This window comes from Chryseobacterium sp. G0201 (assembly GCF_003815655.1).
Classification (GTDB): Bacteria; Bacteroidota; Bacteroidia; order Flavobacteriales; family Weeksellaceae; genus Chryseobacterium.
The window spans coordinates 1,979,890-1,993,180 of sequence record NZ_CP033917.1; the positions used below are offsets into that span (position 1 = coordinate 1,979,890).

A 13,291-nucleotide genomic window follows, 5' to 3' on the forward strand; every position below is an offset into this window, starting at 1 on the left:
TCATGGGATCAAGAAAAAGAGAAAGTGCATTAGCACGTAAATTAACGAATCAAGATGTAGTAAAAGCATTACATAATGATTGCCCTTCTTCTCCAAGAAAGATGAGATTAGTTGCTGATATCATCAGAGGAGTTGAAGTTGACAAAGCTTTATACATTCTAAAATATTCTAAAAAAGATGCTTCTAACAAATTAGAGAAAGTATTACTTTCTGCGATGGCCAACTGGCAGTCAAAGAACGAAGGTGCTGATATCGAAGAAGCTAATCTTATCATTAAAGAAATTTTTGTAGATAGTGCTAGACAATTGAAGAGACTAAGACCTGCACCACAAGGTAGAGGACACAGAATCAGAAAAAGATCTAACCACATTACACTAATCTTAGGTAATAAAGAAAATTAATCAAGGTATGGGACAGAAGACAAATCCAATTGGTAACAGATTAGGTATCATCAGAGGATGGGATTCAAACTGGTTTGGTGGTAAAGATTATGGAGACAGAATCGCTGAAGACTACAAAATCAGAAGATACCTTGAAGCTAGATTATCTAAAGGTGGAATTTCAAAAATTTATATTGAAAGAACATTAAAATTAGTAACAGTAACAATCACTACTGCTAGACCGGGACTTATCATCGGTAAAGGAGGTCAGGAAGTTGACAAGTTAAAAGAAGAATTGAAGAAACTTACTAAAAAGGATATTCAAATCAATATTTTCGAAATCAAAAGACCTGAACTTGATGCAGTTTTAGTTGCTGATAGCATTGCTAAGCAAATTGAAAACAGAATTTCTTACAGAAGAGCTGTTAAAATGGCTATCGCTTCTACAATGAGAATGGGTGCTGAAGGTATCAAAGTTCAAATCTCTGGTAGATTGAACGGTGCTGAAATGGCTCGTTCTGAAAACTTCAAAGACGGAAGAATTCCATTATCAACTTTCAGAGCAGATATCGATTATCATATCGGTGAAGCACTTACTCAATACGGTAAGTTAGGAGTTAAAGTTTGGATCATGAAAGGAGAAGTTTACGGTAAGAGAGATCTTATGCCATTAGTAGGACAACAGAAGAAAGGTGGTCCTTCAGGAGGCGGAAACAGAGGAGATAGAGACAACAGAAGACCTTCAAGAGATAAAAAAAATAATTAATAAAATTTTAGAGGATAGTTTTTAAACGACCGTTACTTTTTTAAAATCTAAATTCTAAAATCTAAAATTTAAGAAATTATGTTACAACCAAAAAGAACCAAATTCCGTAGAGTTCATAAGATGAAGATGAAGGGGATTGCTCAAAGAGGTAATCAACTTGCTTACGGAACTTTCGGAATCAAAGCTACAGAAGGAGCTTGGATCACTGCAAGACAAATTGAAGCTGCTCGTATCGCTGCTACAAGATATATGAAGAGAGAAGGTCAACTATGGATCAAAATATTCCCGGATAAGCCAATTACTAAAAAACCAGCCGAAGTACGTATGGGTAAAGGTAAAGGTGCTGTGGAATATTGGGTAGCTGTAGTGAAGCCAGGTAAAATTATGTTCGAGGTCGGAGGAGTATCTTACGAAATCGCTAAAGAAGCATTAAGACTTGCTGCACAAAAATTACCGATAGTTACTAAATTTGTAGTTGCTAACGATTTTGTTAAACCTCTATAATCTTTGAATACAATGAAACAAGCTGAAATTAAAAATCTAAGCGCTGAAGATATTCAAGCAAAATTGGCTGAAGCTAAAGCTGAATTCACTAAAATGAAATTAGCTCACAAAATCAGCCCACTTGAAAATCCAATTCAAATCAGAGATTTGAGAAGAACGATCGCAAGACTAAATACTGAGTTAACTAACAAACAACAATAAGATTTTCATACATTATGGAAAGAAACTTAAGAAAAGAAAGAATCGGAATAGTTTCCAGCAATAAAATGGAAAAGACCATTGTTGTAAGTGAGACGACTAGAGTGAAACACCCGATGTACGGTAAATTCGTATTGAAAACGAAAAAATATACTGCACACGACGAAAACAACGAATGCACAGAAGGAGATACAGTTCTTATCCAAGAAACTAGACCTATGAGCAAGAGTAAGAGATGGAGATTAGTAAGAATCATTGAAAAAGCTAAGTAATAATGTTACAAACAGAATCAAGATTAAAAGTTGCTGATAACACTGGTGCTAAAGAGGTACTAGTAATCAGAGTTCTGGGTGGTACCAGAAGAAGATATGCTTCAGTTGGTGATAAGATTGTAGTTACTATCAAGGCTTCTACACCATCAGGAAACGCAAAGAAAGGTCAAGTATCTAAAGCGGTAGTAGTAAGAACTAAAAAAGCAGTGAGAAGAAAAGATGGTTCATACATCAAATTCGAAGACAATGCTTGTGTTTTACTAAACGCTGGTGGAGAAATGAGAGGAACACGTGTTTTCGGACCTGTTGCTCGTGAGTTGAGAGACAAAGAATATATGAAGATCATTTCATTGGCTCCTGAAGTACTTTAATTTTAAAAATTTTTAAAAGAAAATGTCAAAGTTAAAAATAAAAAGAGGAGATAACGTAATCATTACTACTGGTAAGAAAGATATCAAAGGTAAAACTGGTGAAGTTATTGAAGTGATCAAAAAAGAAGGAAGAGACCCTAGAGTTATCGTTGCAGGACTTAACATCGTTAAAAAACACGTTAAGCCTTCAGCTTCAAATCCTCAAGGAGGAATCACAGAAAAAGAAGCTTCTATTCATATCTCAAACATAGCTTTAGTTGATAAAGACGGAAAAGCTATCAAAATCGGTTACAAAATCGAAGGAGATAAGAAAGTAAGAATTAACAAAAAAACGGGTGAAACTTTATAATTTTAAATAACACATGGAATATATAGCAAGACCCAAGAAAGCATATAAAGAAACGATTGTTCCTGCAATGATGGAAGAATTTGGGTACAAATCTGTAATGCAGGTACCTAGATTAGAAAAAATCATCTTATCTCAAGGTTTAGGTGATGCTACTGCAGACAAGAAAATTATTGATTATGCTGTAGAAGAACTTACAAATATTACTGGCCAAAAGGCTGTAGGTACTATTTCTAAGAAAGACGAAGCTGCTTTCAAATTAAGAAAAGGTATGCCTGTAGGTGCTAAGGTAACTCTTAGAGCTAGCAAAATGTACGAATTCTTAGACAGACTTACTGCTTCTGCTTTGCCACGTATTAGAGATTTCTCTGGTATTAAAGCTGACGGTTTCGATGGTAGAGGTAATTATAACTTAGGTATTACTGAGCAAATTATCTTCCCTGAGATCGCAATCGACAAAGTGAAAAAAATCCAAGGGATGGACATCACTTTCGTTACAACTGCGAAAACAGATAAAGAAGCTAAAGCATTGTTAACTCACTTCGGTTTACCTTTCAAAAAGAACTAAGAAATGGCTAAAGAATCAATGAAAGCGCGTGAGCGCAAAAGAGAAGCTACTGTAGCTAAATACGCTGAAAAAAGAAAAGCTTTAAAAGAAGCTGGTGATTATGAAGGACTTCAAAAATTACCAAAAAACGCTTCTCCTGTAAGATTACACAACAGATGTAAACTAACAGGTAGACCAAGAGGTTACATGAGAACTTTCGGTCTTTCTAGAGTAACTTTCCGTGAAATGGCCAACAACGGTCTTATTCCGGGAGTGAAAAAAGCTAGTTGGTAGTTAATACTAATTAAAAAATCGGGACAATTAAGTTGTCTGGATACTAAAGAAATAAATATCAGACCGAAGTTTTCTGAAGTCTGATATTTTAATCTTCAAGTCCCTTCAATACTGATTGTCTTTAACCAATAATTTAAAAAAGAAAAATGGTAACAGATCCAATTTCAGATTTCCTAACAAGAGTAAGGAACGCACAAAGCGCAGGCCACAAAGTGGTGGAAATTCCTGCATCGAAAATCAAAAAGGAGCTTACAAAAATCTTATTTGACCAAGGGTATATCTTAAACTACAAGTTTGAAGAGAGCGCTGTTCAAGGAACGATCAAAATAGCTTTGAAGTATGACAAGCAAACTAGTAAGCCTGCAATCAAGTCTATCCAAAGAGCTTCAAGACCAGGTCTAAGACAATACAAAGGTTCTACTGAACTTCCAAGAGTATTGAACGGTTTGGGTATCGCTATTATCTCTACTTCTAGAGGGGTAATGACTGATAAAAAAGCTAGAGAAGAAAAAGTAGGCGGTGAAGTAATCTGCTATGTTTATTAATTTTTAATCAAAGGAAAATGTCAAGAATTGGTAAAGCAATTATAACAATTCCCGCTGGAATTACTGTCACTGAAAAAGACGGTGTGGTAACTGTAAAAGGTCCTAAAGGAGAACTTACTCAGGAGCTTACAGAAGGAATTACTTTAGAACAAAACGATGGTGTGCTTACATTCAGCAGACCGTCTGATTCTAAGCAACACAGAGCGCTACACGGTTTATACCGAGCGTTGATCAATAACATGATTTTGGGAACTGCTGAAGGTTTCACAAAAAAGTTAGAACTAGTAGGGGTAGGATACAGAGCGTCACACACAGGTCAAAAACTTGAGTTAGCTTTAGGATTCTCTCACGGTATCGTTTTAGAACTTCCAAAAGAAGTAATAATCGACACATTGACTGAAAAAGGTAAAAACCCAATTATTACTTTAACGTCTCATGACAAGCAACTTCTAGGAATGGTTTCTGCAAAGATCCGTTCATTCAGAAAGCCTGAGCCATACAAAGGAAAAGGTGTAAGATTCGTAGGAGAAATTGTTAGACGTAAAGCTGGTAAATCTGCTTAATAAATTATAAGTATTATGGCATTAAGTAAAGTAGAAAAAAGAATAAGAATAAAAAGAAGAGTAAGAGGAAAAATCTCTGGATCTTCTGAATTGCCAAGATTATCTGTATATAAAAGTAATAAGGAAATTTACGCTCAGTTAATCGACGACAAAGACGGTAAAACTTTAGTATCTGCTTCTTCTAGAGATAAAGGAGTTGACGCTAAAGGTACAAAAAGTGAAGTTTCTGCCGCTGTTGGTAAAGCTATTGCTGCTAAAGCAGTTGCTGCAGGAATTGGAGCTATTGTATTTGATAGAAACGGTTTCGTATACCACGGTAGAGTGAAAGCTCTAGCTGATGGTGCGAGAGAAGGAGGACTTAAATTCTAATCATTAAATTTCGGAAAATATGTTAGGACTAGATAATATAGAAAGAGTAAAACCGGGAGGATTAGAATTAAAAGATCGTCTCGTATCAGTTAACAGAGTAACTAAAGTAACAAAAGGTGGTAGAGCTTTCGGGTTTTCTGCTATCGTTGTTGTTGGAAATGAAGAAGGAGTTATTGGTTACGGTTTAGGTAAATCTAAAGAGGTTGCTTCTGCAATTGCTAAAGCAGTTGAAGACGCTAAGAAAAACCTTGTTAAAGTACCTGTAATGAACCATACAATCCCTCACCAGACTACTGCTAGATACGGTGGTGCAGATATCTTCTTGAGACCTGCTTCTCACGGTACAGGACTTATTGCAGGTGGTGCAGTAAGAGCGGTATTGGAGTCTGCTGGTATTCACGATATCCTTTCAAAATCTAAAGGATCTTCTAACCCTCACAACGTAGTGAAAGCTACTTTCAAAGCGTTGTTAGACATCAGAAGACCTGAAGAAATTGCAAGAATGAGAGGAGTTTCTCTAAGTAAAGTGTTTAACGGTTAATAAATAAACAATGGCAACAATTAAAGTAAAACAAGTAAGAAGCGCTATTGGTAGAACAAAAACCCAAAAGAGAACGCTTGAAGCATTAGGATTTAAGAAACTTCACCAAGTTGTAGAGCACGAAGCTACGCCTTCTATTTTAGGTATGATAGCTGCAGTTAGTCATTTACTTGAAGTTCAAAAATAATTTTAAAAAGAAATTAAAATGAATTTAAACAACATAAAACCTGCTGCAGGTTCTACTTTTAGTTCAAAAAGAATTGGTAGAGGACAAGGTAGTGGAAAAGGAGGTACTTCTACGAAAGGTCACAAAGGACAGAAAGCAAGAGCTGGTTATTCTCAGAAGATCGGTTTTGAAGGAGGTCAGATGCCTTTACAAAGAAGATTACCGAAATTCGGTTTCAAAAATGTAAACAGAAAAGAATTTAGAGCTATTAACCTAGACGATATTCAAACTTTAATTGATACTAAATCTGTAACAGGAGATATTACAAAAGAAGTTTTGGTACAAAACGGTTTAGCTACTAAAAACGAATCAGTGAAAATTATGGGTAGAGGAGAATTGAAATCTGCGGTTTCAATTTCTGCTGATAAATTTACTAAATCTGCATTAGAGCTGATCTCTAAAGCAGGTGGACAAGCAATTACATTATAATAGTAACTAATGAAAGAATTTATACAAACCCTTAAGAATATTTGGAGCCTAAAGGAACTAAGAGATAAAATTCTCTTTACGTTAGGTATTATCCTTGTGTATAGATTCGCATCTTATATCTCGTTGCCTGCAATTAACCTTGCAGAAGTAGGGGATCTCTTAGAGCATTATAAAAATCAAGGCGGTAACAAGCAAGGAGCAGGTCTCCTTGGCTTGCTTTCGTCGTTTACGGGTGGGGCTTTCAGTCACGCTTCCGTAATGGCGTTAGGTATCATGCCTTATATTTCAGCTTCTATTATTGTTCAGTTGATGGGGATGGCTATTCCTTATCTTCAGAAACTTCAGAAAGATGGAGAGTCCGGTAGAAATACATTGAATCAAATTACTAGATGGTTAACAATTGGGGTTTGTCTTGTACAGGCACCTTCTTATTTAACTTCTATTACTCAATTATTCTTACCATATGCTCAGTTCCAGTCTGCATATTATGTAGAGCCAAATTCTATTATGTTCTGGTTACCAAGTATTGTTATACTTGTTGCCGGATCAGTATTTGCAATGTGGCTAGGTGAGAAAATTACTGACAAAGGAATCGGAAATGGTATTTCTATCCTTATTATGGTTGGTATCTTATCTAGACTTCCAGAAGCATTTGTACAGGAAATGGCCGTGCAGAACGGAAAAGGAGGAATGGGATCTATCATGATCCTTATTGAAGTGATATTCTGGATGTTGGTAGTTCTTTTAGCAGTCGTCCTCTCGGTCGCTGTTAGAAAAATTCCAATTCAATATGTAAGCAGAGCTCAAGCAAGAGGAGGTGTAAATAGAAATCTTATGCAAGGAGCAAGACAATGGATTCCATTGAAAGTTAATGCTGCCGGGGTTATGCCGATTATCTTTGCTCAGGCATTGATGTTCGTACCTGGTTTATTAACCAAATTCGATGAGTCTAATACTTTTCTTGCAGGTTTCAAGAATGTTTTTAGCTGGCAGTACAATGTATTGTTTGCGCTATTAATTATTATCTTCTCATTTTTCTATACTGCAATTACTATTCCGGTAAACCAAATGGCTGATGATTTGAAGAGAAATGGAGGTTTAGTACCGAAAGTAAGACCCGGTAAAGAGACAGCTGATTATTTAGATGATATTTTATCAAAAATTACCTTGCCAGGTGCAATATTTTTATCTATCTTTGCAGTCCTTCCAGCAATTGTGCATGGAAGCTTTGTTCAGACAGATGCGTTCGCCCTATTTTTCGGGGGAACATCACTATTGATTATGGTGGGAGTTATTTTGGATACAGTTCAACAGATTAATACATATCTGCTGAACCATCACTATGATGGCTTAATGCAGTCTAAACTGTCAAGAACGACTGGATATTAATTTATGGCAAAACAAAAACATATTGAACAAGACGGCGTTATAACGGAAGCACTTTCGAACGCTCAGTTCCGTGTAGAGCTAGAAAATGGGCATATGCTTATCGCTCATATTTCTGGTAAAATGAGAATGCATTATATTAAACTTTTACCTGGTGATAAGGTAAAACTAGAAATGTCTCCCTATGATTTGACAAAAGGGAGAATTACTTTTAGATATTAAACAACCGCCAAATGGAGTCTTCGGGTTTCCATTTGGCTATTGTTAAAAAATAAATACTATCAAATGAAAGTTAGAGCATCAATCAAAAAAAGAAGTGCTGATTGCAAGATCGTACGCAGAAAAGGTGTACTATTTGTGATCAACAAGAAGAACCCAAAATTTAAACAAAGACAAGGCTAATATTAAATTATGGCGAGAATTGCAGGTATTGATTTACCAAAAAACAAAAGAGGCGTTATCGGTTTAACTTATATTTACGGAGTTGGAAGAAGTACTTCTTCTGAAATCCTTAAAGTAGCCGGTATTAGCGAAGATAAGAAAGTCAACGAATGGAATGACGATGAATTGGCTGCAATCAGAAATTATATTACTGAAAACGTAAAAGTTGAAGGTGAGTTAAGATCTGAAGTGCAATTGAACATCAAGAGATTGATGGACATAGGATGCCAACGAGGAATACGTCACAGACTAGGACTACCTTTAAGAGGCCAGAGAACGAAAAACAACTCTAGAACCCGTAAAGGAAAGAGAAAAACAGTTGCTAACAAGAAAAAAGCAAGTAAATAATCGTTAGGAATTATGGCAAAACAAAGTAAAGTAGTTAAAAAAAGAAAAGTAAAAGTTGAAGCTATTGGTGAAGCGCATATTCAAGCTTCTTTCAATAACATCATCATTTCTTTAACAAATAAAAGCGGAGAAGTTATCTCTTGGGCTTCTGCCGGTAAAATGGGATTCAGAGGTTCTAAAAAGAACACTCCTTTTGCTGCTCAAATGGCAGCTGAAAATTGCTCTAACGTAGCTCACGAAGCTGGATTAAGAAGAGTAAAGGTGTATGTGAAAGGTCCAGGTGCAGGTAGAGAATCTGCTATCAGAACAATTCACAATTCAGGTATTGAAGTTAGCGAAATTATTGACGTTACTCCTATGCCACACAATGGATGTAGACCACCAAAAAGAAGAAGAGTTTAATTTTTAGAATTTACCCATTATGGCAAGATATATTGGACCTAAAACTAAGATTGCTAGAAAGTTTGGTGCTGCAATCTACGGAGATGATAAAAACTTCGAAAAGAGAAAAAACCAACCGCCAGGACAACATGGTCCTAACAAAAGAAGAGGTGCTAAAAAATCAGAATATGCAGTTCAGTTAGCTGAAAAACAAAAAGCTAAATATACTTACGGTATTTTAGAAAGACAGTTTGCAAATTTATTCGATAAAGCACACAGAAGTAAAGGTGTAACAGGTGAAGTTCTATTACAGCTTTGTGAATCAAGATTGGATAACGTAGTATACAGATTAGGTTTTGCTAAAACCAGAGCTGGTGCTAGACAGTTAACTTCTCACAGACACATCACTGTGAATGGTGAGATCCTTAACATCCCTTCTTATTTAGTAAAAGCTGGTGATGTAATCGCTGTAAGAGAAAAATCTAAGTCTCTTGAAGTTGTTACTGACTCATTGGCTGCTAAAGCAAATTATGAGTGGTTACAATTCAACGATGAGAAGAAAGAAGGTACTTTCATCTCTGCTCCTGAGAGAATCCAAATTCCGGAAGACATCAAGGAACAGCTTATCGTCGAACTTTACTCTAAATAATTTTTTAATCAAATTTTTGCTCAACCCAATAATATGGCAATTTTACAATTCATAAAACCCGATAAAGTAATTTTACTTAACTCTGATGAATTTAAAGGTCAATTCGAATTCAGACCTCTAGAACCAGGTTTCGGGCTTACAATCGGTAATGCTTTGAGAAGAGTGTTGCTTTCTTCTCTGGAAGGATACGCTATTTCATCTATCAAAATAGAAGGTGTAGAGCACGAATTTTCAACTATTCCAGGAGTAATCGAAGACGTAACCGAAATTATTCTTAACCTTAAGCAGGTAAGACTAAAAGCTACGGCAGAAAACCAGACGAATGAGCAGGTTGTTGCTAAAGTTTCGGGACAGACGATTATTACTGCTGGAGATTTAGGTAAATCTATCAATGGATTCGAGATTTTAAATCCGGATTTGTTAATCTGTAACCTAAACAGTGATGTAACTTTCGAAATCACCTTCAATGTAGAGAAAGGTAGAGGGTATGTTCCTTCAGAACAAAATAAGACAAACAATGCTCCTGTAGGAACTATTGCTATTGACTCTATTTTTACCCCTATTAAGAAAGTACAATACAGTATTGAAAATTATCGTGTAGAGCAAAAAACAGACTACGAAAAACTTGTATTAGATATAGAAACTGATGGCTCAATCAGCCCTCAGAATGCTTTAACAGAAGCTTCTAAGATATTAATTTATCACTTCATGTTGTTCTCTGATGAGAGAATCACGTTGGAGACTGAAGCAGTAAAAGCATCTATCCAATACGATGAAGAGACTCTTCACACAAGACAACTTCTTAAGTCTAAATTAGCAGATATGGATCTTTCAGTAAGAGCCCTTAACTGTCTGAAAGCGGCTGAAGTCGAAACTCTTGGAGAACTGGTTTCTTACAGTAAGTCTGATTTGATGAAATTCAGAAATTTTGGTAAAAAATCTTTGACAGAACTAGAAGAATTAGTGCATTCAAAAGGTCTTAACTTCGGTTTCGACGTTGCAAAATATAAGTTAGACGCTGATAAATAATTAATAATGAGACACGGTAAAAAATTCAATCACTTAGGAAGAACAGCTTCTCATAGAAGTGCTTTACTTTCTAATATGGCTTGTTCTCTAATTGAGCATAAAAGAATCAACACTACTGTAGCTAAAGCGAAAGCTTTAAGAGTATATGTTGAACCTCTATTAACAAAGGCAAAAGAAGATACTACACACAATAGAAGAATTGTTTTTTCATATCTTCAAAGTAAAGAAGCGGTTACTGAACTTTTCAGATCAGTAGCTCCTAAAATCGCAGAAAGAAACGGCGGATATACAAGAATCATCAAGACTGGTTTCAGACAAGGTGATGCTGCTGATATGGCTCTTATCGAGCTTGTTGATTTCAACGAACTTTACAATCCTAATGCTGAAGAGAAAAAGACTACTAGAAGAAGTAGAAGAGCTACAACTGCTAAAAAAGAAGCTGTAGTTGCTGATGCTCCTAAAGTAGAAGAAAAAGTTGAAGAGCCTAAGGCTGAAGCAACTGATTCTACAGAGGAAAAAACTGAGGAATAATATAATATTTTCTTCAAGATATAAAAGGAGCGTGTATTTATTTACAGGCTCCTTTATTTTTAATAAAAATTTAACCATGAAAAAAACTTTACTTTTTATTTTATTACAGTTTTGCGTGTTAGTTTTCAGTCAGGTACCCACATTAGACTGGCAACTTACTACTCCTTTCATAAGACAGGAGCAGGTAAAAAAAATGGAAATCTTACCGGATGGCAGCTATTTAGCGCATAAGGATAACGATAATAATGATTTAATTATCACCGAAAACAATGGCAAAACATGGAGACAGATTAATGATAATTCAAAAACTGTCGCCGACTTTACGATTCATAATAACAAAGGGTATGCTATCATAGGAGGTGATCTTAGAATTACAGATCCCAAGTTTTCTACTGCGGGAGTTTCTTACCCGCTTCCTACAAATACTCAGACAATTTTTGTATTGAATGACAGCACTATATTCATAGGCTCGGATAATAGCAGAATACATAAATCTACCAACGGAGGGGCAACATGGGTTAGCTATATTGTTCCAACAGTATATCAGGATAAAATCATGAGTGTATTTTTTACTGATGCAAATACTGGATTTTGTGTTTCGGATGCAACGGTTGGAAACAGTTTTATTTTTAAAACGACTAATGGTGGGCAGACATGGGTGAAGATGAATACAAGTTCTGTGGAATTTAGCAAGATTGTATTTAAAGATTCAATGAATGGAATTGCTACAAAATATGGTGGAAACCCTCTATATACTTTAGATGGTGGAAATACTTGGAATGAAGCTGCAGGCGTTGGAACCTTAAATGATATTAAATTGTATAACAATGAATATATTGCCATAGGAAATCCTAATAAATTATACAAAACTGCTACTGGAGAATCTTGGACAAATACAGGAGATATGTATCCTCCAGTTTTTCATGTTTTTACTTGTCTTGCGACTCATCCTGATTTTGTTCTTGTGGGAACAAATAATGAAACAGGTAGTAGCCAATTACGCCATACCATTTTTAAAAGTACTAATTTGCTGAATTGGAATCCTTTAAATATTAAATGGATCTACTGGGCACTTTACAATCAGGCTTATGCAAGTGAAAAATTAGCAATAGTACCTTTTAGTTATTTTTCTCAAGACAAAGGTTATTCTTGGGAGGCTTCGAGAAATGATTTCCCTGCAGGAGCAATGAATATATTACCTGATGGGAGAGGTATTGCTATAGGAAGAAGTACATCTCAATTTTGGAAAACAATTGATAATGGACTAACTTGGACGGAAGCTATATCTCCTAATACAAGATTAACCATCCCGGCTATGAAACCCAATGGAGATTTTGCAATTGCCAATTTGGGAACCAATTCCAACCAATTTACAGGATATATCTCAACATATTCTGCTGCGGGTGGATGGACTCCGCCGGTGAGCGTTGAATGGGAAGTTTCTTCCATGAAATTTATTGATAATAACGTAGGTTTTCTTGTGCAGCGAGAAAAAGTGATGAAAACTGTAGATGGTGGACTGACATGGACGGCCGTTACCAATTATCCCGGAGCAATAATAGATGCAAGGAATATTGTCTTTGGAAACTCTTCAAGAGTATACATTGGTAAATATTATACAACGAACTTAGGAGCTACATGGACGGCTGTACCTTCGCCAATGTCATTTTTTAAAGATTATGAAATTTTTTCGGACGGCACAGGATATGCTATGGATCTCTATAGAGATATTTATAAAACAACCAATTTTGGAGCATCTTGGCAGAAAATTATAACAACACAATTGTTGGCTACACCAGGCAGTACGATTAACAAAGTTGCTTTTGCTAAAAATTATATGGTAGCAGTAGGGTCAACAGGTTTCTATGTATTAGACCTGGTAACGGGTAATCTTTCTACCAACGATCCTAAATTAGAAGTAAATAATAAAATGAGGATTTATCCTAATCCTACTTCTTCAATATTATTTTTTGACATAAAAGATAAAATAAAAAGTATCATTGTATTTGATATTTCCGGAAGGATTTTCAAAAATATTGAGAATGTAAAACAAAGCTCAATTGATATTTCTGATTTAGAAAAAGGAAATTATTTTGTGAAAATAATTACTGAAGATAAGACGTACTTAGAAAAAGTCATTAAGAAATAAATAAAAACCGTTCAGGCTTCTGAACG

General features: G+C 35.5%; 24 protein-coding genes. All 24 read left to right on the plus strand.

Going from position 1 to position 13,291, the window contains the following annotated elements; all coding sequences use genetic code 11:
• The first annotated feature begins 2 nt into the window (after nucleotides 1-2).
• The 24 genes from rplV (at nucleotide 3) to EG348_RS09025 (ending at nucleotide 13,265) form a co-directional block, all read left to right on the plus strand.
• Complete coding sequence (gene rplV / locus EG348_RS08910; protein WP_066752878.1) at nucleotides 3-401, plus strand: 50S ribosomal protein L22; 399 nt, start codon at nucleotides 3-5, stop codon at nucleotides 399-401.
• Nucleotides 402-408: 7 nt separating this feature from the next.
• Nucleotides 409-1,146 carry a 30S ribosomal protein S3 gene (gene rpsC / locus EG348_RS08915; protein WP_054512045.1) on the plus strand — a complete coding sequence of 246 codons (738 nt, stop codon included), beginning with the start codon at nucleotides 409-411 and terminating at the stop codon, nucleotides 1,144-1,146.
• A gap of 78 nt (nucleotides 1,147-1,224) precedes the next feature.
• Complete coding sequence (rplP, locus tag EG348_RS08920; protein WP_066752872.1) at nucleotides 1,225-1,650, plus strand: 50S ribosomal protein L16; 426 nt, start codon at nucleotides 1,225-1,227, stop codon at nucleotides 1,648-1,650.
• A 12-nt stretch (nucleotides 1,651-1,662) separates the two neighbouring features.
• Nucleotides 1,663-1,851, plus strand: a complete 189-nt coding sequence (gene rpmC, locus EG348_RS08925) for a 50S ribosomal protein L29 (RefSeq protein WP_066752868.1) — start codon at nucleotides 1,663-1,665, stop codon at nucleotides 1,849-1,851.
• Between the two features lie 11 nt (nucleotides 1,852-1,862).
• Nucleotides 1,863-2,120, plus strand: coding sequence for a 30S ribosomal protein S17 (rpsQ, locus tag EG348_RS08930; RefSeq protein WP_052186088.1), 258 nt, complete (start codon nucleotides 1,863-1,865; stop codon nucleotides 2,118-2,120).
• Between the two features lie 2 nt (nucleotides 2,121-2,122).
• Nucleotides 2,123-2,491 (plus strand): 50S ribosomal protein L14, encoded by a 369-nt coding sequence (rplN, locus tag EG348_RS08935; protein WP_066752865.1) that lies wholly within the window; start codon nucleotides 2,123-2,125, stop codon nucleotides 2,489-2,491.
• 22 nt (nucleotides 2,492-2,513) lie between these two features.
• Nucleotides 2,514-2,840 (plus strand): 50S ribosomal protein L24, encoded by a 327-nt coding sequence (gene rplX, locus EG348_RS08940; RefSeq protein ID WP_072407373.1) that lies wholly within the window; start codon nucleotides 2,514-2,516, stop codon nucleotides 2,838-2,840.
• Between the two features lie 13 nt (nucleotides 2,841-2,853).
• Nucleotides 2,854-3,405: a 50S ribosomal protein L5 gene (rplE, locus tag EG348_RS08945; protein ID WP_054512039.1), complete on the plus strand. Its 552-nt coding sequence runs from the start codon at nucleotides 2,854-2,856 to the stop codon at nucleotides 3,403-3,405.
• Nucleotides 3,406-3,408: 3 nt separating this feature from the next.
• Nucleotides 3,409-3,678 carry a 30S ribosomal protein S14 gene (gene rpsN, locus EG348_RS08950; protein WP_034712998.1) on the plus strand — a complete coding sequence of 90 codons (270 nt, stop codon included), beginning with the start codon at nucleotides 3,409-3,411 and terminating at the stop codon, nucleotides 3,676-3,678.
• Between the two features lie 146 nt (nucleotides 3,679-3,824).
• The gene (gene rpsH, locus EG348_RS08955) at nucleotides 3,825-4,223 is read left to right on the plus strand and encodes a 30S ribosomal protein S8 (RefSeq protein WP_072407375.1); all 399 of its coding nucleotides are present in this window, start codon (nucleotides 3,825-3,827) and stop codon (nucleotides 4,221-4,223) included.
• Between the two features lie 17 nt (nucleotides 4,224-4,240).
• Nucleotides 4,241-4,786, plus strand: coding sequence for a 50S ribosomal protein L6 (gene rplF, locus EG348_RS08960; RefSeq protein WP_123982586.1), 546 nt, complete (start codon nucleotides 4,241-4,243; stop codon nucleotides 4,784-4,786).
• Nucleotides 4,787-4,801: 15 nt separating this feature from the next.
• On the plus strand, nucleotides 4,802-5,155 hold the full coding sequence (gene rplR / locus EG348_RS08965; protein ID WP_123982588.1) for a 50S ribosomal protein L18: 354 nt from the start codon (nucleotides 4,802-4,804) through the stop codon (nucleotides 5,153-5,155).
• 19 nt (nucleotides 5,156-5,174) lie between these two features.
• Entirely contained in the window at nucleotides 5,175-5,696 is a 522-nt protein-coding gene (gene rpsE / locus EG348_RS08970; RefSeq protein ID WP_123982590.1) for a 30S ribosomal protein S5, read from the plus strand.
• A gap of 10 nt (nucleotides 5,697-5,706) precedes the next feature.
• Complete coding sequence (gene rpmD, locus EG348_RS08975) at nucleotides 5,707-5,883, plus strand: 50S ribosomal protein L30 (protein ID WP_007839493.1); 177 nt, start codon at nucleotides 5,707-5,709, stop codon at nucleotides 5,881-5,883.
• A gap of 18 nt (nucleotides 5,884-5,901) precedes the next feature.
• Nucleotides 5,902-6,351 carry a 50S ribosomal protein L15 gene (rplO, locus tag EG348_RS08980; protein WP_066752854.1) on the plus strand — a complete coding sequence of 150 codons (450 nt, stop codon included), beginning with the start codon at nucleotides 5,902-5,904 and terminating at the stop codon, nucleotides 6,349-6,351.
• 9 nt (nucleotides 6,352-6,360) lie between these two features.
• Complete coding sequence (gene secY / locus EG348_RS08985; RefSeq protein WP_034702876.1) at nucleotides 6,361-7,740, plus strand: preprotein translocase subunit SecY; 1,380 nt, start codon at nucleotides 6,361-6,363, stop codon at nucleotides 7,738-7,740.
• A gap of 3 nt (nucleotides 7,741-7,743) precedes the next feature.
• A complete protein-coding gene (infA, locus tag EG348_RS08990; protein WP_047401287.1) occupies nucleotides 7,744-7,959 on the plus strand; it encodes a translation initiation factor IF-1 in 216 nt (71 codons plus the stop codon).
• Nucleotides 7,960-8,022: 63 nt separating this feature from the next.
• Nucleotides 8,023-8,139, plus strand: a complete 117-nt coding sequence (rpmJ, locus tag EG348_RS08995) for a 50S ribosomal protein L36 (protein WP_007839480.1) — start codon at nucleotides 8,023-8,025, stop codon at nucleotides 8,137-8,139.
• Nucleotides 8,140-8,148: 9 nt separating this feature from the next.
• A complete protein-coding gene (gene rpsM / locus EG348_RS09000) occupies nucleotides 8,149-8,526 on the plus strand; it encodes a 30S ribosomal protein S13 (protein WP_072407381.1) in 378 nt (125 codons plus the stop codon).
• 12 nt (nucleotides 8,527-8,538) lie between these two features.
• Nucleotides 8,539-8,928: a 30S ribosomal protein S11 gene (gene rpsK / locus EG348_RS09005; protein WP_034702879.1), complete on the plus strand. Its 390-nt coding sequence runs from the start codon at nucleotides 8,539-8,541 to the stop codon at nucleotides 8,926-8,928.
• 19 nt (nucleotides 8,929-8,947) lie between these two features.
• Nucleotides 8,948-9,556, plus strand: a complete 609-nt coding sequence (rpsD, locus tag EG348_RS09010) for a 30S ribosomal protein S4 (protein ID WP_072407383.1) — start codon at nucleotides 8,948-8,950, stop codon at nucleotides 9,554-9,556.
• Nucleotides 9,557-9,589: 33 nt separating this feature from the next.
• Nucleotides 9,590-10,585 (plus strand): DNA-directed RNA polymerase subunit alpha, encoded by a 996-nt coding sequence (locus EG348_RS09015; protein ID WP_123982592.1) that lies wholly within the window; start codon nucleotides 9,590-9,592, stop codon nucleotides 10,583-10,585.
• Between the two features lie 6 nt (nucleotides 10,586-10,591).
• Nucleotides 10,592-11,116 carry a 50S ribosomal protein L17 gene (gene rplQ, locus EG348_RS09020; protein WP_034725967.1) on the plus strand — a complete coding sequence of 175 codons (525 nt, stop codon included), beginning with the start codon at nucleotides 10,592-10,594 and terminating at the stop codon, nucleotides 11,114-11,116.
• A gap of 76 nt (nucleotides 11,117-11,192) precedes the next feature.
• The gene (locus tag EG348_RS09025; protein WP_123982594.1) at nucleotides 11,193-13,265 is read left to right on the plus strand and encodes a T9SS type A sorting domain-containing protein; all 2,073 of its coding nucleotides are present in this window, start codon (nucleotides 11,193-11,195) and stop codon (nucleotides 13,263-13,265) included.
• Nucleotides 13,266-13,291: the final 26 nt, after the last annotated feature.